Here is a 19,917-nt window from a genome sequence, read left to right as displayed (position 1 = left end):
CCTCTAATTCTAAATATCCGTGTAAATTCTTGTGATTTATTAGAAAAATGAAAAAATTATGTAAAAAGAGTTGAAATTTTTTTGGTTTTATTGTATAATAGTTAAACATAGATGGTCGCATAGCTCAGTTGGGAGAGCACCTGCCTTACAAGCAGGGGGTCACTGGTTCGAGCCCAGTTGTGACCACCATTTTTATGGAGGTGTAGCTCAGTTGGTTAGAGTGCTTGCCTGTCACGCAAGATGTCGCGAGTTCGAGTCTCGTCACTTCCGCCATTATATTTCTTATAAGCTTCTTTAATAGGAAGTTTTTTTTTATTTAAAGAATAGTAGACTTTGTATAAATATATTATGTTTAAGAAAGGAGATTTTACTATAGAAGATAATAAGTCTTTCTTTATGTATTTTTATATGTATGAGCTTGAAAAATTTTTAAATTCTAAAAAGGAGGATTTGTTAAAAATATCATTTCAAAGTGATGAAGCTAATACAGATAGACCATTAAAAGAATTTTTAAAATTTTTGATAGAAAATGAATTTAATATGGTATTAAATAATACAGGGATAAATAATATATGTATTGGTGATAAATTATATTCAATACAGCCATATCTTAATTACAGGATTAAGAGAGTTTTACTTCCAGATGAATTAACATATGAGTTAAAACAAATATTAAGAGCAACCCAAAATTCTATATATACTAATCCAGATATATGTTTAGAGATAGATGTAAATGGTGAGCTGTATTATGAAACTATAGAATTGAAATCTACAAAAAATAATTCAATTCATGGTTCGAGCATCCAACAAATAATTCCTAATGAATGGGTTATATTTATAAAGCACAGTATAAATAATATTGAAATTGTAACAGGACAATATATAAATTCTATAAATTCAAAAATACAGTTTCCAGATAGAAGTCCTAGACCTCAAGTTTCATTTAAAGAACTTAATATATGGAATACATTATATAGAAATATTGATGATAAGGTTTTAATATATAGGAATGATGATACTCTCTAAGATAAATTGGATTTGATATATGACTGGCAAAGTGTGTTATCTAAAAGATGGATTGATGTATTATTTGAAAATAATTCAATGAGGAAGTCAGAATCTTGGTTTAATAATAATATGAGGAAATTTATTTTAGATTTTCTTAAAATTTATGATAATTTAAGTGAAGAAGAAAAAAATAATTTTAAAATAAAAATTAGTTCTATTATAGAAAAAGAAACAGATTAATAAGATTTTCCAAAAAGTATTGGGTTACTAATCTGTTTCTTTTTTATTTAAAATATATATTCCATTTTTCACTTAAAGTTTTAGCAATATTATATGCCAGAACACAAGGTACGGCATTTCCAATTATTTTATAAGCACTACTAGCACTAACTGCTTTGTTTTCAGGAGTTTTTTCTAAAATGAATTGATAATTATCTGGGAATGTTTGAATTCTTGCACATTCTCTCACTGTTAATCTTCTTTCCTTAAGTCCATTTTTAAGTTCTTCTATATTACTTCCACCATTTTCAAGGCTAAGTCTTCTAAATTCAATATTACCATGATGTTCTGACCTTATTGTTGGAGAAATGTAATCTAGTTTAATTTCTATATTACCTTGTCCTTTTTTTATGTATTTAGCTTTAGAATATTTTGTTTGAGCTAAATCATTTGTATTTTCAGGTTCTTTTAGACCAATTAATGCCTCTCTACAAGTTACAAATTTTTGTAGTCCATCTTTTTTAATATTAAATGTATGTGTTGGTAATGGATAAGGGTCATAATCTTGATTTTTAACTATGTTTGATAGAGCTTCTAAGGCATCTTTTTTTAAAGAAGATCTTTTAAATCCATAGAAAAAAATACGTTCTCTTGATTGAGGAACTCCATAATTAGCAGAATGAAGTACTTTAGCAGGAATAACAATATATCCACCATTTGCAGCATCTGAAAAATCATTTTCAATAATCTCTTTTACATTATCAAGAGAAACTAAACCTTTTACATTTTCAGCTATAAATACAGAGGGCTTTACTATGCTTATAACTTCTTTCATCCATATATATAGCTGTCCTCTATTTTCTACTGTTGGTTCATCAATTTCAAATTTTTCACCATTATGATTTTTATCTGATTTAAATCCTTTTCTTTTTCCAGACATAGAAAAATCTTGGCATGGAAATCCACCAATTACTATATCAATATTATCTGGAAATACTTTTTCACCACTATATGCTCTTTTAACAAGATTAACTATACTATCAACATGATATATTTCATTTGCATTATCATAAATTGAAGAGAAATATGAAACCCAAGCAGCTTTAGCATCTTGTCTAATATCATTTGCAAATACAATTTTAAATCCTGTTTTATCAACAGTTACCCAATCTCCATTTTCTTCTGCTATCCAATTAGGATGTATATTTGTGTTAATAGATTTTTTTAAACATTTGAAACCACCTTCAAATCCAATATCCATTCCACCACAGCCACTAAAAAGTGATAATACTCGTTTTTCTTTAGATTTCATAATTTATTTTTCCTTCCAAACTCTAATATATCTCCAATTTCACAGTCTAATACATTACAAATTCTTTCAAGGACTTCTAAAGAAACATATTTTTCATTACTCATTTTTGATATAGTGCTTGTAGAAATTCCACTAATAACATGTAAATCATGTTTATTCATATTTTTATCTATAAGCAATTTCCATAATTTCTTATAATTCACAGACAATATAATCACCTCTTAGATATATTAACAATAAAATAATTAGTAGTCAATAAAAATTTACGACTTCTAATTATATTTTTTTAATTACTCAACTTTATTTGTTATGAAATAATATATAACAGAAAATAAAAAAATAGAGAAATAAAAGAATTAACAATGTTATTTATATAATCATACATATATTCTTTTTCCTTTTGTTGATTTTTGATTATAAAAATTGTATAATTTAATTTTAGAAGTATGGAGGTCAAATATTATGAAAAAAGCTTTTTTTAGTGGCATTAATGGTATAGGTATGAGTGGACTAGCTTTAATACTTAAAGAATTAGGGTATAAGGTATCTGGCTCAGATATAGTGTATAAGGATATAACTAAGAAATTGGAAGATAATGAAATTAGTGTATATATAGGTCAAAAAAGAGAAAATGTTGAAGATAAAGAAATAGATCTTTATGTGTACTCTACGGCTATAAAAAAGGACAATCCTGAATATACGTATATGGTAGAAAAAAATATTAAAATGGTTAGACGTGGAGAGTTACTTGCAGAAATCATGGATAAATTACCTTTAGGTATAGCAGTTGCTGGAACTCATGGTAAAACTACTACCTCATCTCTTACTACTGTAGCTTTTTTAGATAAAGATCCATATGTAGCTGTTGGTGGAATAATTCCAGAAATAGCATCTAATTCTAAGGTAGGGAGTTCAGAATATTTTATAGCTGAGGCAGATGAAAGTGATAATTCTTTCCTGTATATGAATCCATACTATTCTATAATAACTAATATAGAGGCAGATCATTTAGAATTTCATGGTAGCTTAGAAAACATTAAAAAATCTTTTGGACAATTTATTGAGCAAACTAAGTATAAAGTACTTGCTTGTTTTGATTGTGATGAAATAAGAACATATAGTAATGATAAATTAGTATTTTATTCAGTTGATGAAAAAAATAGTGATAAGGTAAGTATATATACTAAAAATATTCATACTTTAAATTCTATTACATACTTTGATGTAGTAAAAGATGGAATAGAGTTAGGAACATTTAAATTGTCAGTACCTGGTATACATAATGTATCTAATGCACTAGCAGTAATATATATAGCTCACGAAGAAAAACTTGACATGGATAAGGTTAAAGAAAGAATAGAAAATTTTAGGGGAGCAAATAGAAGATATCAAGTAATATATGATGAAGATTTTAGAATAATAGATGATTATGCTCATCACCCTACAGAAATTAAGGCTACTATTAATGCTGCTAAAATGAATGAAAAAAAAGAAATAATAGTAATTTTTGAACCACACAGATATTCAAGAACTAAATTTTTTCTTGAAGAATTTGCAGAAAGTTTAGCTTTAGCTGATAAAGTATTGTTATTACCCATATATTCAGCTAGTGAAGAAAATATATACGATGTAAGTTCTGAAGATTTATCTAAATTGATAGGTAAACATTCTAAAGTATATGAGAAAGAAGAATTGACTAAGCTATTATTAGAAGAAGATAAAAAAGGAAAGGTCTACATATTTATGGGTGCAGGAAGTGTATCAAGTTATGGGCATAAATTTGTAGAAATGGTAAAATAATGAAAATATTAAAAGATGTAAGTATAAAAGAATACTCTAATATGAAAGTTGGAGGAACTGCAAAAGAATTAATATTTATACATGATAAAAATGAGTTACAAGAAATATATGATAGTAGGGATAAAATATATTTAATAGGAAATGGGACTAACACTTTAATAGCTGATGGATATTTAGATATATCTTTTGTTACATTAAATGAAATGAATAATATAGTAATAGAAGAAAAAAATGATGATTATGTATTAGTAAGAGCGTATTCAGGAGTAGATTTTAATAATTTTATTAAATTCATGAGTGAAAATAATTTATCAGGAATAGAAAATATGTCAGGTATACCTGGAAGTTTTGGTGGTATAACTAATATGAATGCAGGAGCTTATGGGACTGAAATATTTGATGTAATAGAAGAAGTGGAAGTATTTGATAAAAAAGTTGGAATTAAAACACTTAAAAAAGAAAATATGGATTTTAGATATAGAGGGACTGAAATTAAAGATAATAAATGGGTAGTAATATCTACCTTGTTAAAATTAACTTATGGATTTAATAAAGAGGCTAGTGAAGATAAATACAATCAAAGAAAAACTAAGCACCCATTAGATTATCCAAATTTAGGTTCTACTTTTAAAAATCCAGCTGGAAATTTTGCAGCACAATTAATATCAGATTGTGGATTAAAAGAATTTAGAGTTGGAGATGCTCAAGTTTCACCAGTTCACCCTAATTTTATTACTAATTTAGGAAATGCTAAATTTAGTGATATACAAGAAGTAATCAAACATGTAAAAAAAGTTGTAAATGATAAAACTGGAATAATGCTTGAAACAGAGATAATAACAGTGGAGTAAAAATGGGAGTGAAGATATATACAGCTCCTATGGCAGGAGTTACAGACTATACTTTTAGAAAAATAATAGAAGATTTTAAACCAGATATTACTTTTACAGAAATGGTAAGTGTAAATCAATTATCATATACAGAAGTACCTAAAATATTAAAGCTTAGGGAAAATAATGTGGTACAAATTTTTGGAAAAGATATAGATTTAATGAAGAAAGCTGCTAAGTATATAGAAAGTATGGGAGTAAAAGAAATTAATTTAAATTGTGGCTGTCCTATGAAGAAAATAGTTAATTCAGGGCATGGCTCAGCATTAATTAAAGATCCTAAAAAAATAGAAGAAATATTACTATCATTAAGAGAAGTTCTTAACCCTGAAACTAATCTTTCTTTAAAAATCAGAGTAGGATATGACAAACCAGAAAACTATTTAGAAATAGCGAAAATTGCAGAAAAACTTAAATGTTCTCATATTACTATACATGGTAGAACTAGAGAACAAAAATATACTGGAGAAGCAGATTGGAAATATATTAAAGAAGTTAAAGATAATGTAAATATTAAAGTTATAGGTAATGGAGATATATTTGATGCAAAAGATGCTTTAGAAAAGATAAAATATTCTAATGTAGATGGTATAATGCTTGCAAGAGGGATACTTGGAAATCCATGGTTAATTTCACAAATTAAAGAATTAATTGAATTTGGAGAAATAAAGACAGTTGTTAGGGATATTGATAGAATTAATATGGCAATTAGACATGTAAAAGAATATGCTATAGACAATGAATATATATTTTTCCCTGACATTAGAAAGTATATAATTTGGTATATTGAAAATATTCAGGGTATAGATACTTTTAAAGATTTAATTAATCAAAGTTTTGAATATGATGAAATTATAGAATTACTTGAAAAAATGAAATATTTTTTAAATAAAATGTAACAGGATAGGAGAGTAAAATGATTTATGGAGAGATTAAAGATATAAAAAGGTATAAAGGTTTATCTAAAAACTTAGACAAAGCAATAGATTTCATATTTGATGGTAAATATATAAAGTCAGATTTTGGTGGAAATATAATAGAGGGGGATAAAATTTATTTTAATAGACCTGAAAAACCTATGACTAAAGCTAAAGATGATTTAGTTGAATATCATAAAAGATACATAGATATTCATGTTGTTATTGAGGGAGAAGAAATTATAGGGTATGCAAGTTTTGATGATTGTGTAGAAACAAAAGAATTTGATGAAGAAAATGATTATGCTTTTATGAAAGGAAATATGAAAACAGAGTTTTATTTAGATAATAAAAAGTTTTTAATTATATTCCCAAATGAGCCTCATATGGGATTATTAAAAGTTGATGAAGAAAAAGAAATTAAAAAAGTTATTTTTAAAGTAGAATTATAAAAGAAATTTATTTAGTTTTTATTACTTTTAGGCAGCATTTTGTAAAGAAAAAAGACTTGACAACTTCCCTTATTTAGTATAAAATAAGGAATGTATCACTGAGATTTAAACAAAGGAAAGGAAAATAATATAATGAAAAGAACATATCAACCAAATAAAAGAAAAAGAAAAATGGATCACGGATTTAGATTAAGAATGAAAACTAAGAGTGGAAGAAACGTTCTTAAGAGAAGAAGAGCAAAAGGAAGAGCTAAATTATCAGCATAACCGGTGACATTTGATTACACCGGTTTTTTTTAAAAACGTGGAGTAAAGTATGGAAAAGTTGAGAAAAAACAAAGAATTTAATAGGGTATATAATAAAGGTAAAAAGTTATCTGGGAAGTATGTCCTAATTTTTGAATGTAATGCAAAAAAACAAAAATTAGGTTTTGTTGCGAGTAAAAAAACAGGAAATTCAGTATATAGATCAAGAGCTAAAAGATTATTAAGAGAAGCAACTAGATTAAATATAGATTTATTTAGATTAGATAAAGAATATGTACTTGTAGCAAAGAGTATTTTTAAAGATAAGATGAAAGAAATAAAATACCAAGATATAGAACAAGATTTAAAAAATATATTTAAAAGAAAGAACAAATATGAAAAAAATATTAATTAGCATGATTAACTTTTACCAAAAATATATTTCAAGACACACTCCAAGAGTATGCAGATTTTATCCAACTTGTTCAGAGTATTCTAAACAAGCTATAATTAAATATGGAGTATTAAAAGGTTTATTTTTAGCTATAAAAAGAATACTTAAATGCCATCCTTTTCACCCAGGGGGAAATGACGCTTTAAAATAGAAAGGAATATTATGTTAGGATTTGTTTTAGCACCAAAATGGCTAGTAGATATAGCAGTTAAGTTATTAAATTTAATTTATGGATTTGTTGGTAACTATGGTATAGCAATTATTGTTACAACATTTTTAGTTAGGTTATTATTATTACCTTTAACTTTAAAACAAGAAAAATCAATGAAAAGAATGAGAGAAATTCAGCCGAAGTTAGAGGCTATAAAAGAGAAGTATAAAGATGATAAACAAATGCAAAGTCAAAAAACTATGGAAGTTTATAAAGAGGAAAAAGTAAATCCAGCAGGAGGATGTTTACCTGTACTTATACAATTACCAGTATTTGTAGCTCTTTATCAAGCATTTACTAATAATGCCTTACCATCAAATGCAAGTTTTTTATGGTTTAATTTAAGTAAGCCAGACGCATTATTTACTTTAGGAAGCTTTTCAATTAATTTATTACCATTATTAACAGGAGTATTTACATTCCTTCAACAAAAGTTAATGCAATCTAAAATGGGAACAAATAGTAATGATCCAACGGCAAGTAGTATGCAAACTATGATGTATTCAATGCCTATATTAATGTTATTACTTTTCTATAATATGCCATCAGGACTTAATCTTTATTACTTTGTAAATACTTTATTATCAGTATTACAACAGGTTTATGTTATGAATAGGAGAGATATGTAATGACAGGGAAAATATTTCGTTCAAAAAGCGAAGCAGAGTTAAGAGAGAAAATTAAAGAATTGATTTCTTTAGCAGATGATGAAACTATAGTTATTAAAGAATTAAAAAAACCTTTTAAATTCTTATTTTTCAGCACAAATGGGAAATATTTAGTTAATATAGTTAAAAAAGGTATGGAGAAAGAAAAAACAACTAATAAACCTGTGAAAAAAGAACAGGTGAAAAAACCAAATGTAAGAAAAGAAAAACCTGTTAAAAAACAAGTTGTAAAAACAGTTGTTGAAAAAGATAAAAAAGTTGATAAACTTAATATAGTAATAAAAGAATTTTTAGCTACAGCTAATTTAAATATTAGTATTAAGGATATTACTGTTGAGGATAATATATATAAAGTGGAATTAATTGGTGATGAAATTAGATATATTATAGGGGAAAAAGGAATATCTTTAGTTTCTTTAGAGTACTTATTAATGTCATTAGAAGAATTTAAAAATGTAAAAATATTTATTGATTCTAATAATTATAAAGAAAAAAGAGAAAATATTTTAAGAGAATTAGCACAAAAAACGGCTAAGAATGTTATAAAAACACAAAGAAAAGTTAAGTTAAATCCTATGCCATCAAGAGAAAGAAAAATTATACATGAAGAAATAAGTAAGATAGCAGGATTAGAAACTATTAGTGTTGGTGTGGAACCAAAAAGATGTTTAATAGTTAAATTGAAAAATAAGAAATAGTTGAAGCCCTTTAACAGGGCTTTTAACATGTATGGGAGGATAAATGTTTTTTGATACAATAGCAGCTATATCAACTGCAAGAGGTGAATCAGGGATAGGAATAGTTAGAATTTCTGGAGATAAAGCATTTGAAATATTAAATGAAATATTCATACCCTATACTAAAAATAAGGATTTAGGAAACTATAAATTGAATTATGGATATATATATGATGAGGGTAAGACTGTAGATGAGGTATTGGTAAGCAGAATGAAAGGGCCTCGTTCATATACTACAGAAGATATTGTTGAAATTAATTGTCATGGTGGATACTATACTACTAAAAAGATACTTGAAGTAGTCCTAAAAAAAGGTGCTAGAATGGCAGAAATAGGGGAATTTACAAAAAGAGCTTTTATGAATGGTAGAATAGATTTATCTCAAGCAGAGGCAGTAATAGATATTATACATGGTAAAACTGAGAAATCTGTTTCTTTATCTTTAGATCAATTAAAAGGTAGTTTGAGAGATCAAATTAAAGAATTTAAGGAAGCATTTTTAGATATTACAGCACATGTAAATGTTGTTATGGATTATCCAGAAGAGGGAATAGATGATCCATTACCATTAGAATTAAGAAGAAAACTTGAAGAAGTTTATAGAAAAGCTGATATTTTAATTTCCTCATATGATAAAGGTAAAAAGATAAAAGAGGGAATTAAAACAGTAATAGTAGGTAAGCCTAATGTAGGTAAATCAACTCTATTAAATACTTTACTTCAAGAAGAAAGAGCAATAGTTACATCTGTTCCTGGGACAACAAGAGACGTTATAGAAGAAATAATAAATATCAAGGGAATACCTTTAGTTTTAGTTGATACAGCAGGTATTAGAGAAACTGATGATATAGTTGAGAATATAGGAGTTAAAAAAAGTTTAGAATTTATAGAAATGGCTGATTTAGTATTATTAGTTTTAGATAGTTCTAAGGAAATTGAAGAAGAAGATATTAGGGTAATAGAAAAAATATTAGAACTAAAAAAACAATACATAGTATTATTAAATAAAATAGATTTAGAAAGAAAATTAGATATATCTAAATATGGTTTAAATAATATAGTTGAAATTTCAGCACAAAATAATATAAATATGGATAAAATGGAAAATGAAATTTATGAATTTATTACAGACAATGAAATAGATGATAGTTCAGAAAAATTAATTTTAACAAATATTAGACACAAAACAGCTTTAGAAAAAACTAAAGAATCTATAAAAAATATATTTGAAACTATAGATATGGGTATGCCTTTAGATTTAATATCAGTAGATTTAAAAGAGGGGCTTGATTCATTATCAGAGATTACAGGAGAAATTACATCTGAAGATGTATTAGATCATATTTTTGCTAAATTTTGTGTTGGTAAATAAGATTATCATGGATAAAATTATATTGATAATTTTATAACAAAGTCTTTTCAATTAATAAAATAGGGTAGACAAATAGAACTATAATGTTGTATAATTAATTAAATAACTATACATAATATGAAAGAGGAAAAATGAAGGGATATATTATTAAATTACTATTATTAATAGCTTTTGTATATGTTGTGTTTTTATTTATTGAAAGCGATTTCTTTTTAGTTAAAAATGTAAATGTTAAAGGTAATATCTATTTAGTTAAAGAAGATATTTCATCTAAATTCGATAAATTAAAAGGACAATCGTTATTTTTACTAGATTTATCAGAAATGAGAAATAAAATAGAAGAAGATGTTAGAATTGATAATATAGATATTTCAAGAAAATTTCCAGATACTATAAATATTAATGTAAAAGAAAGAGTTCCTATAGGAATAATAAGTAAAAATCATAAATATTACTATATAGATAAAAAAATGAATATTTTTGCATATTATAAAGAAATAAAAGATGATAATTTGCCTATAATAGAAATAAATGAAGAAAAAATTGATGATTTAAAAGAATTATTATTAAATGTTTTAAATACAAAATTGTATCATCTAATTTCAGAGATATATAGTAATAATGAAATGTTTGTTTTAACCTTACTTGATGGAACTAATGTATACACAAATAAAGACATTAATAGTAAAAAATATGAATTAGCATATAAAGTGTATTCTGAAGAAATTAAGGAAAATGAATTAGAGTATATAGATGTAAGATTTAAAGATATAGTGGTAAAATAATAAAAATGGAGGAATGGTAATGGAGAATAATTATAATGGATATCAACAACAAGTATATATTAATAATAACAAAAATCAAGCAGTGAATGCTAATGTTCAAGGAGCTAAAATTAGTATTATAGGAGTAGGTGGTGGCGGTGGTAACGCTGTTGACTACATGAAAGAATATAATATTGAGGGTGTTCAATATATAGCAATAAATACTGACCATCAAGATTTAGAAAAAAAGGCAGCAGATATTAAAATATCTATAGGTACTTTAGGAGCAGGTGGAGTTCCAGCTGTAGCAAGAGCAGCAGCAGATGATATGAGAAGTGAAATTAAAAAAATAATTCAAGGTCAAGACATGATTTTCATTACTGCTGGTATGGGTGGTGGAACAGGAACTGGAGCATCTCCAATAGTTGCTGAAATTGCTAGAGAATTAGATATATTAACTATAGCAGTAGTTACAACTCCTTTTAAATTTGAGGGACCTATAAGAAAAACTAACGCAGAAAATGGAATAAATGAACTTAAGAAAAATGTAGACACTTTAATAGTAATACCTAACGATAATTTATTAACATATAAGACATCTATTAATAAAGTTAAGAGCATGTTCTTAGCTCCAAATGATGTATTATATAGATCAGTTAAGGGTATAGCTGAAATAATAACTAAAGAGGGATTAATTAATATAGATTTTGCTGATGTTAAACAGATAATGAAAGATGCTGGAGAAACAGTTGTAGGATTTGGAATTGCAGAACAAGGTAAAGATGTATTAACAGCAGTTAAAGAAGCTATTGAAAGTCCATTACTTGATAGAAATATTAAAGGGGCTAAAAAGATATTATTAAATATTACTATCTCACCAGATGGTTCATTTGAAGATTTCCATAATATAATAGAAGAAGTAATAGCTTATTCAGAAAATCCAAATATAGATGTAATGCTTGGTGTAATGACAGAAGATGGTATAACTGATACAAGAGTAACTATAGTTGCTACAGGATTTGATACAGAAGTTAAATCTATTGCATCTACAATAAACTCTGATGTTGAAGTTAAAAGAGATGTAGAAGAAAATAATAATGAAGAAAATAATCTAGGAGAACAACCATTTGTTTATCCAAGATTTGATGATTAATAAAAGACAATTTTTATAGAAAACTTTTAGGAAACTAAAGGTTTTCTTTTCATATATAAAAATAGATTATAAAATAAAAGGAGAATTATGAAAAAAATATTATATAAATTAGAGGAAGTAATGAATTACCCTATTACTATAATTTGGTCATTATTATTGATTGTATATATTAATTTTACAAAAGATGTATTTGAAAATAATACAAATATGTTAGGATTTATTGTAGTTGGTTTAATATCTACAGGGTTATTTTATAAAGTATTTGAGAATCAAAGATATAAACAAGTTAAAATATTAGTAATGTCATCAATGTATTCATTTGCATCATATTTATTAATAGGAAATGGAATGTTAAATGAAAGAAATCAAAAGATGATAGTAGCATTAATTGGAATATTACTATTTCTTTATTTTTCAAAATTATTATCAGAGGGAATGAATTTTAACCAGATAGCTATTAATCTTGTAATACATTTAGGATTAGGATTTTTATCAACATTACTATATTCATTTTTAGTATTGATTGTATCTGAATTATTTAAATTAAATATTGAATTTAAAATTATATTATCTTTATGGATAGTAATATTTACTGTCATATTTATACTTTATTATACATCAAGAAATAAGGTTGAATATATTATTTTAAATAATATATTTTCTATATTTTTAATATCGTTTATAATCATACTTTATTTAGGGTTATTTTCAAAACAACAAAGTATTATGATACATTTAATATTATGGCTTGGATATATTATGGTAGCTCTTAATACTGTAGTTAAGAAAAAATATGTACCTATATTTACCTTACCTTTAGTTTTATACATGATATTTATAGTTATAAAACAGATAAGAATATATGATATTACAGAAAATAGATATTTTATTTTAACATTTGGACTATTTTTATTAGTTATATTAATTTTACAGTTATTTAGATATATAGATACATCAAAATATGCTAAAGTTTTTGCTTTTTTCATATTAATAGTATTCTTTATACCATATTTTAATGCTTTTTCTTTAACTGAAAGAAGAATGAAATCTAATTTTATAATTTTATATAATTTAGAAAATCTTACACATAATCAAAGGAAAGATTTGAAGTCTTATTATAATTATTTAATTTCAAGAGATGTTAGCTTTAAAGAATTAAATGAGTATAAAGGGACTGATGTAGAAACAAGTCGTAAGACATATTATTTTGAAATAGAAGATGAAATTAAAAAAATTGGTAACATGACATATATTAATGTGAAATCTGTAAAGAATGAATACATATATGTTATTAAAGGAGAAAAGGTAGATTTAGTACAAAAATTAATTAATAAAGAATTTGAAAATGAAAATTATATAATACACCCATTAAATTATTATTTTTATGAAAATTTAAAAGAAAAAGGAATTGACGGTAATTTAGAGGTATTAATAGAAGAAAAATAGGAAGTTAAAATTATAAGGTGAGAGCCACGACAGCACTCACCTTATTCTATTTTTTATCCTTGCTTCTTAATTCATGAACTATATGTAATTTAGGTTTTGCATTTTCATCTATATCATATTCAGAATCCATAACCCTCATTATCTCTTTTATTAATACTTCAGCACCATTTTCATTAACATGGACTCTGTCTTTTCTAAAATATTCAGGATGATCTTTAGATAAAGAATACCAATCTATTATTTTAATATCTTCATAGAGTTCCTTTGCTTCTTTTAATGTCATATTTACACCTTTAGTCCATTTTCTAGGGACATTAACATTTATGAAAAAAAGATTTGCTTTATTAAATATTTTTCTGATTTTTTCTATTTCTTTTAATGTTATAGGTCCATTAGTTCCAAGCATAATTACAACATTTGAATCAGGACTATTGTATTTTGTATATTTTTTTGATATTTCTATAGCATCATGTAGAAATCTTCCAGTTTGTGCATCTACTTCAAGTATTGGAAGAACTTTTGCCCAAGCATATGCAATATTTATCCCTAGTGAATCTCCTAACATTAACACTTTATTTATTTTTTTCTTTTCTACTAAAATTTCTTTAGAAACTTCTTTTTTAATATCAACATTTATTTTATTAACATTTAAATCAAGTGATTTAACACCAACTTCCTTTTCATCAATTAGCCTATAACTCCATAATTCTAAGTCCATTCCAGAAATAGAAAGAATAGAAAATACTGACAACAAAAGAGTAATTACAGCTATAAGTTGATTTTCAAAATATTTTTTAAATCCATTTTTTCTTATAGGTTCTTCAATAAAATGGAATGATAAAATAGAGATAAAGAATGTAACTGATATTCTAATCATTACATTAGTAAAGTTTGGATTTAAATATTCCTCATAAGGTGTCGTTAATACAAATATAGTATAATGCCAGATATATATACTATATGATAATTTACCTATATAGTTAAAAAATCCAAGTATTTTTGAATTTGAAAGAAATAGTATAATAAATCCAAATATAATTGAATAAATTAATACACCTAGGTATTTATATAGAAATATAGATTGCTCATCTATTATAGTCATAGTATATATTGATATTCCTAAAAGTATAAATCCTAAAATTTTTGTTAAAGTAGGAATATTTTTTTTAGCTAGTTTTGATAAAGGTATAAATGTAGCAAAAATTCCACCTATACATAAAGCATAAATTCTAGTAATTAATAGATAATATATAATTGATAAATTCTTACTGTCCTTTATATACAATATATTTATACAAACTAAAGATATAACGGATAGAGTTATTAGTATTTGTCTAATATATTTTTTCCCAAAATTAGTTAGAAATATTAGTGGAAATAAGATATAAAATTTCATTTCTATTGCAAGCGACCATAAATGTTTAACGGGCGATGCTATAGAAAAATTATCAAAATAATTAGATTTACTAAGCACAGAATGTAAATTAGAATTATATATATAACCATTTAATATATTCATTTTTTCTTTAATTAACCAGTCTTTATTAGTTAATGCTAATATTACAGTTAAAATAAGTAACATAGAAAAAGATACTGGAAATAATCTTTTAAACCGCTTATAATAAAACTCTTTTATATTTAAATTATTTTTTTCTATTAATATTGAAGTAATTAAGTATCCTGATAATACAAAAAATAAGTCAACTCCTAAAAATCCACCAGAAAGTATATTAGGGAAGAAATGATAAATAATAACTAGAATTACAGCAACTGCACGTAATCCATTAAGTCCTTTTAATTCTTTCATTTGAAAACTCCTTATTTAATATAGATAACTATACCATAAAATAAGAAGTGATAGCAAGATATTATTAAAATTATTAATTGTAAACATGATGTTATTTTACCATTGACAAAATAGTGTGTGTGGGGGGGTATAATTAATGGGGAAAAAATAAAATCAGGAGGAATATGTGAAGAAATTAATATTAATAACAGGACTATTAATTGGTCTAGTTTCATTGCCGATTGAATTAACAGGACCTAGGTATAGAATTGAGGGAATTTTAGGTGCAGGGTATAAACCAGACCCACATGATGAGAACGATAAGAACTTTAAGGGAAATTATATAAATGTAGATGTATCTTTAGGATTTTCACCTGAGTGGATGCTTAAAATTAATGATAAGTTTGATATTACATTTGGACCAAAAATTACAACAAGTATTTTTACTTCTTCTTATAAACTATACGATGAATATGAGAGAAGAATATTTTGGGGTATTGGTACAGGGATTAGAGTAGATTTTAATTATACAGTTACAAATAACATTAAGCTATATACAGGAATAGAAACACTAGCAACTGTTAGACCAGATATACATGTTTCAAAAATAATGATTGGTGGTTCAAATATAGAATTATTAGTTCACCCAACAATACTTGGGAAATTTTCAATTGGGACTAAAATAAAGAAATATAATGTGGGACTTTATACAGAATTTGGACTTAATAAGGAGCTAGTTGGTGGATTAGAAGTAGGATATACTTTTTAATTTTACTAAAGGAAAGGACATTAAAATATAAAATGAAAAAATTATTATTATCAATATTATTAATTGTAGGTTTAACTTCATTTTCAGCAAAAGTAAATAGACAAAAACCTACAAATAGAGGAGATTATGAAACTAAAAAAGTAAAATCCACTAAAGTTAAAACAACAACAGAAAAAGATATAAAAAAAGAAACAATAAATAAAACAAATACAAAAATAAGTGGACCAAAATATAGGGTAGAGGGTAGCATTAGTACATTACCTATATATAATACAACAACTAAAAAATTTGGATATTATGCTTATAAATCTGTTTCATTTTTACCTGAATGGAAAAAACAGATTAACCCTAAATTTGATATTACATTTGGACCTAAAATATCATTAATGACAGAATATCATACCGATATTACTTAGCAAGGTTCAATTAATTTAGCATTTGTAGGAGAGGTTAATCAATTAGTTAATAAGGGAATTAAAATTTATGCTGGGACAGAATTAGGTGGAGGTTTAAGATTTAAATATAGTTTTTCTTCTCCTAGTTTTATGCCATTAATTAAAGTAGCATTAGGAACTAAAATATCAGATAAATATAACGTAGCATTATTTGGTGGTTATGGTACTAAAGGAGTAATAGGAATAGAATCAGGATATACATTTTAGGCAGTATGAAAGGGTACTGTCTATTTATCTTTACAATGACCATGTATTGTAAAACGACTTGACAAATATGCTTGAATTATGATATATTTACTTTAGTGTGGCGATATGGTCGAGGGGCTTAGGCAGAGGTCTGCAAAACCTTTTACATCAGTTCGAGTCTGATTATCGCCTCCATTTTTTTTATATCTACATTTTTTGGAGGTCATATGAAAATTTCTGTTTATTGTGGAGCAAGTGTTGGAAATAATGAAGAATTTGCTTTATCAGCAAATAAATTAGGGGAATTGATAGCAAAAACTAAAAATGTTTTAGTATATGGTGCTGGAAAAATTGGACTTATGGGAATTTTAGCTAAAGCATCTTTATCTTTGGGGGGAGAAGTAATAGGTGTTATGCCTGGATTTTTAGCTAGTAAAGAAAGAGTAAGTAATGAACTTTCTAAATTAATTATAGTTGAAACTATGGCTGAAAGAAAAAAGATATTATTTGAAAGTGATATGTATATAGCACTTCCAGGTGGACCAGGAACACTAGAAGAAATTAGTGAAGCTTATTCTGGTGTTAGATTGGGATTAAGTAATTCAAGATGTGTGATTTTAAATATAGATGGATATTATAACGAGTTTATTATGTATTTAGATAAAATGGTAGAAAATGGATTTTTAACACAAAAAGATAGAAATATAGTTGAAGTATATAATAGTGTTGAAGAACTGGAGAAAAACTTATGAATGAATATTTAGAATTAATTAATAATGAAGATTTTATAGACATTTGTTTGTATTTAACAGAAGATAAGCCTTATGAAATAGGTGAAAAAATGGAATCTATAGATAAAAGAGCATATATGAATGGGAAAAATTGGGCAGCTTTTTTTGACTATTATGTTAAAACATATAGACCAGAACTTTTATTAGATCTTCAGCATGATTTTGATGATGGAATATATGTAGGCTTTTATATAACTATACCAGAAAATGTTCCAAGAGCTAAAAAATATATGGAAATGATAAGAGAATTATTAGAAAATGAAGAAAAGATATATACAATAATTAGAGAAAAAGCAAGTGAGATAGAGTGGGAATAACCACTCTATTTTAATGTAATATAATATGTATTACTTATTAAAAGTTTTGCAATATGAGGATAATTGTGGTGTAATAAATTATAAAATATAAAAAAAGAGGTCTTGATATGGAAATATATTTATTAAATTTGACAATTAATGGTGTAAAAAATATTGAAAAAACGATTTCTATTGATTTTTATAAAAAAAATATTTCTAATCCTGATTTTGATAACTATAGAGTTAAAGGTATTTTTGGTAAAAATGGAGTTGGAAAAACAGCCATAATAAAATCTGTTGAAATAGTTAAAAATGTAGTTTTAAATAGAAAATATTTAATTAAAAATGAAAGAAATATAGCAGAATTAATTAATAAAGTTTCTAAACAAATGGAAGTAGAAATGGAATTCTATATAAATGACAATAATAAATTAAAAATATTAAACCATAAAATGGTAATAGCTATTGAAAATGATGGATTGAAAATAAAATATGAACACTTAAAAGTTAAAACTTTAAAAAATACTGTTTCAAAGGAAATAGTGCAAGAAAATGGTGTATTTACAATAAAAGGTGTTGAATTTGAAGATGACAATATATATCTGTCAAATATATTATCATCTAATTCATTTATAGGAATTTTTAATTATATTTTAAATGGAAAACATAAATACAATGATTTAAAAGAATATATTAATAAATTAATATTTGCATATTATTATATATTAACATCATTTCATGATGAAGATAAATATTTTAATAATTTAAATTTAGAACAAATAAAAGAAAATATTAGAGATATAGAAAAATTAGAAAATGACAATAAATTATCATACGATATATCTGTAGAGAAGAATTCAATGGGAGAATTTGAAAAAGAATTAGATAGTATAACTAAATTTTTAAAACTTTTTTCTTCAAAGATAAAAAAAGTAAATTATAGACATCATTCACAAGATGAAGATAGATATTATCTAAATTATGTAATAGAATATGATGACTATGATATAAGTTTAGATTATGAAAGCATGGGAATAAAAAATTTATTTAAAATGTATAGAATTATAAAAGCACCATTTTATGGTAGAATTGTTTTTATTGATGAAATAGATTTAAGTATACATGAGGTATATTTAGAAAAATTAATAGAAAGTGTTGCAGAATTTTCTAAGGGACAATTAATATTTACTGCACATAATATAGGATTATTGAATGTTTTGAATAATTATAAAAATTCAATTAACTTTATAGATGCAAATAATAACTTACAAAAATGGGTTCAAAAAGGAACATTAAATCCTATAAAATCATATAAAGAGGGTAGAATAGAAAATATGGCTTTTAATATAGAAGCCTACGAATTTTTAGAAGTATTTGGTGAGGAGCATGAATAGTTTAATTGCTTTTATAGTTGAGGGTAAATGTGATAAAGAATATATTGATAAGTATATAAGTCATCATTATAAACATATAAAAAATAGTTCCAAAATACAACTTAAATATGTAGTATCCAATGGAAAAGGAAATTTATTAAAAGAAGCATATGAGTATAGAAAAGACACAGTAATAGTTGTTTTTGATGTGGATTCTAAAAATGATATAAATGATAGGAGTAAAACTGAAAAAATAAAAAAAGAATGTAAATCAAAAGGATATAAATATATTTTCTTTTATAAAACTATAGAAGATGTATTTATCGACAAAGTTGTTTGTAAATCTGATAAAAAATAGAAAGTTCAAGGTTTAAAATAGATAAAATTAGTAAAAATATAAAAAATGTAAATAAAACTAATTTTATTGAAGTTTTAAAAGAATTATTTGAAAAATAATATTTTGATATATAATAATAACTATTTAATACTGATTCTAAAAGGTTGTATTTGAAGAATCAGTTTTTTTATTGTAATATAAAATTGAAAAACTTTCAAAAAAAATCATTTTTTTCATTTTTTATCATTGACAAAATCAAATATAGAGGTATAATG

Annotated in this window: 23 protein-coding genes and 3 tRNA genes; 23 read left to right on the top strand and 3 right to left on the bottom strand. The window is 25.0% G+C overall.

Annotated features, from left to right (window positions below; all coding sequences use genetic code 11):
- Positions 1-113: 113 nt before the first annotated feature.
- From BT993_RS03990 to BT993_RS03980, 3 genes are all read left to right on the top strand, one after another.
- A tRNA-Val gene (locus BT993_RS03990) sits at positions 114-189 on the top strand.
- Between the two features lie 7 nt (positions 190-196).
- Positions 197-273: transfer RNA gene (locus BT993_RS03985), tRNA-Asp, on the top strand.
- A 75-nt stretch (positions 274-348) separates the two neighbouring features.
- Positions 349-1,026 (top strand): hypothetical protein, encoded by a 678-nt coding sequence (locus tag BT993_RS03980; protein WP_143604253.1) that lies wholly within the window; start codon positions 349-351, stop codon positions 1,024-1,026.
- 265 nt (positions 1,027-1,291) lie between these two features.
- On the opposite strand, the gene BT993_RS03975 is transcribed toward BT993_RS03980, so the two are convergent.
- Complete coding sequence (locus BT993_RS03975) at positions 1,292-2,539, bottom strand: DNA cytosine methyltransferase (RefSeq protein ID WP_083557378.1); 1,248 nt, start codon at positions 2,537-2,539, stop codon at positions 1,292-1,294.
- Complete coding sequence (locus BT993_RS03970) at positions 2,536-2,748, bottom strand: helix-turn-helix domain-containing protein (RefSeq protein WP_072593340.1); 213 nt, start codon at positions 2,746-2,748, stop codon at positions 2,536-2,538. Before BT993_RS03970 ends, BT993_RS03975 begins: the two co-directional genes overlap by 4 nt.
- A 253-nt stretch (positions 2,749-3,001) precedes the next feature.
- On the opposite strand from BT993_RS03970, the gene murC reads away from it, so the two are divergent.
- The 13 genes from murC to BT993_RS03905 all read left to right on the top strand — a co-directional run bounded on the left by murC (position 3,002) and on the right by BT993_RS03905 (position 13,649).
- The gene (murC, locus tag BT993_RS03965; protein ID WP_072593339.1) at positions 3,002-4,339 is read left to right on the top strand and encodes a UDP-N-acetylmuramate--L-alanine ligase; all 1,338 of its coding nucleotides are present in this window, start codon (positions 3,002-3,004) and stop codon (positions 4,337-4,339) included.
- Positions 4,339-5,190, top strand: coding sequence for a UDP-N-acetylmuramate dehydrogenase (gene murB, locus BT993_RS03960; protein ID WP_072593338.1), 852 nt, complete (start codon positions 4,339-4,341; stop codon positions 5,188-5,190). The genes murC and murB overlap by 1 nt, the downstream gene beginning before the upstream one ends.
- Before the next feature lie 2 nt (positions 5,191-5,192).
- Positions 5,193-6,128 (top strand): tRNA dihydrouridine synthase, encoded by a 936-nt coding sequence (locus BT993_RS03955; RefSeq protein ID WP_072593337.1) that lies wholly within the window; start codon positions 5,193-5,195, stop codon positions 6,126-6,128.
- Positions 6,129-6,145: 17 nt separating this feature from the next.
- Positions 6,146-6,598, top strand: a complete 453-nt coding sequence (locus tag BT993_RS03950; protein WP_072593336.1) for a NanQ anomerase/TabA/YiaL family protein — start codon at positions 6,146-6,148, stop codon at positions 6,596-6,598.
- A 132-nt stretch (positions 6,599-6,730) separates the two neighbouring features.
- Positions 6,731-6,865: a 50S ribosomal protein L34 gene (rpmH, locus tag BT993_RS03945; protein WP_012858146.1), complete on the top strand. Its 135-nt coding sequence runs from the start codon at positions 6,731-6,733 to the stop codon at positions 6,863-6,865.
- A gap of 49 nt (positions 6,866-6,914) precedes the next feature.
- Positions 6,915-7,259 carry a ribonuclease P protein component gene (gene rnpA / locus BT993_RS03940; RefSeq protein ID WP_072593335.1) on the top strand — a complete coding sequence of 115 codons (345 nt, stop codon included), beginning with the start codon at positions 6,915-6,917 and terminating at the stop codon, positions 7,257-7,259.
- The gene (gene yidD, locus BT993_RS03935; RefSeq protein ID WP_072593334.1) at positions 7,240-7,449 is read left to right on the top strand and encodes a membrane protein insertion efficiency factor YidD; all 210 of its coding nucleotides are present in this window, start codon (positions 7,240-7,242) and stop codon (positions 7,447-7,449) included. Before rnpA ends, yidD begins: the two co-directional genes overlap by 20 nt.
- A gap of 11 nt (positions 7,450-7,460) precedes the next feature.
- On the top strand, positions 7,461-8,138 hold the full coding sequence (locus BT993_RS03930; RefSeq protein WP_072593333.1) for a YidC/Oxa1 family membrane protein insertase: 678 nt from the start codon (positions 7,461-7,463) through the stop codon (positions 8,136-8,138).
- The gene (locus tag BT993_RS03925; protein WP_072593332.1) at positions 8,138-8,875 is read left to right on the top strand and encodes a Jag family protein; all 738 of its coding nucleotides are present in this window, start codon (positions 8,138-8,140) and stop codon (positions 8,873-8,875) included. The genes BT993_RS03930 and BT993_RS03925 overlap by 1 nt, the downstream gene beginning before the upstream one ends.
- A 43-nt stretch (positions 8,876-8,918) precedes the next feature.
- A complete protein-coding gene (mnmE, locus tag BT993_RS03920) occupies positions 8,919-10,286 on the top strand; it encodes a tRNA uridine-5-carboxymethylaminomethyl(34) synthesis GTPase MnmE (protein ID WP_072593331.1) in 1,368 nt (455 codons plus the stop codon).
- A gap of 131 nt (positions 10,287-10,417) precedes the next feature.
- Positions 10,418-11,071, top strand: coding sequence for a cell division protein FtsQ/DivIB (locus BT993_RS03915; RefSeq protein WP_072593330.1), 654 nt, complete (start codon positions 10,418-10,420; stop codon positions 11,069-11,071).
- Positions 11,072-11,090: 19 nt separating this feature from the next.
- Positions 11,091-12,203, top strand: coding sequence for a cell division protein FtsZ (gene ftsZ / locus BT993_RS03910; protein WP_158007931.1), 1,113 nt, complete (start codon positions 11,091-11,093; stop codon positions 12,201-12,203).
- A gap of 87 nt (positions 12,204-12,290) precedes the next feature.
- On the top strand, positions 12,291-13,649 hold the full coding sequence (locus tag BT993_RS03905; RefSeq protein ID WP_072593329.1) for a hypothetical protein: 1,359 nt from the start codon (positions 12,291-12,293) through the stop codon (positions 13,647-13,649).
- Between the two features lie 46 nt (positions 13,650-13,695).
- On the opposite strand, the gene BT993_RS03900 is transcribed toward BT993_RS03905, so the two are convergent.
- Positions 13,696-15,456, bottom strand: a complete 1,761-nt coding sequence (locus BT993_RS03900; protein WP_072593328.1) for an acyltransferase family protein — start codon at positions 15,454-15,456, stop codon at positions 13,696-13,698.
- 166 nt (positions 15,457-15,622) lie between these two features.
- Here BT993_RS03900 and BT993_RS03895 point away from each other — a divergent pair, with 166 nt between their 5' ends.
- The 7 genes from BT993_RS03895 (at position 15,623) to BT993_RS03865 (ending at position 19,663) form a co-directional block, all read left to right on the top strand.
- A complete protein-coding gene (locus BT993_RS03895) occupies positions 15,623-16,204 on the top strand; it encodes a hypothetical protein (protein ID WP_072593327.1) in 582 nt (193 codons plus the stop codon).
- 32 nt (positions 16,205-16,236) lie between these two features.
- Positions 16,237-16,620 carry a hypothetical protein gene (locus tag BT993_RS07485; protein WP_244147538.1) on the top strand — a complete coding sequence of 128 codons (384 nt, stop codon included), beginning with the start codon at positions 16,237-16,239 and terminating at the stop codon, positions 16,618-16,620.
- A 345-nt stretch (positions 16,621-16,965) separates the two neighbouring features.
- Positions 16,966-17,040, top strand: a tRNA-Cys gene (locus BT993_RS03885).
- A 32-nt stretch (positions 17,041-17,072) separates the two neighbouring features.
- Positions 17,073-17,597 carry an LOG family protein gene (locus BT993_RS03880; protein ID WP_072593326.1) on the top strand — a complete coding sequence of 175 codons (525 nt, stop codon included), beginning with the start codon at positions 17,073-17,075 and terminating at the stop codon, positions 17,595-17,597.
- The gene (locus BT993_RS03875; RefSeq protein WP_072593325.1) at positions 17,594-17,953 is read left to right on the top strand and encodes an Imm51 family immunity protein; all 360 of its coding nucleotides are present in this window, start codon (positions 17,594-17,596) and stop codon (positions 17,951-17,953) included. Before BT993_RS03880 ends, BT993_RS03875 begins: the two co-directional genes overlap by 4 nt.
- Positions 17,954-18,060: 107 nt before the next feature.
- Entirely contained in the window at positions 18,061-19,326 is a 1,266-nt protein-coding gene (locus tag BT993_RS03870) for an AAA family ATPase (protein WP_072593324.1), read from the top strand.
- Entirely contained in the window at positions 19,319-19,663 is a 345-nt protein-coding gene (locus tag BT993_RS03865) for a hypothetical protein (protein ID WP_072593323.1), read from the top strand. The genes BT993_RS03870 and BT993_RS03865 overlap by 8 nt, the downstream gene beginning before the upstream one ends.
- Positions 19,664-19,917 lie beyond the last annotated feature (254 nt).

The organism is Streptobacillus ratti (genome assembly GCF_001891165.1).
Lineage (GTDB): Bacteria > Fusobacteriota > Fusobacteriia > Fusobacteriales > Leptotrichiaceae > Streptobacillus > Streptobacillus ratti.
This window is presented reverse-complemented; position numbering and strand designations above follow the sequence as displayed.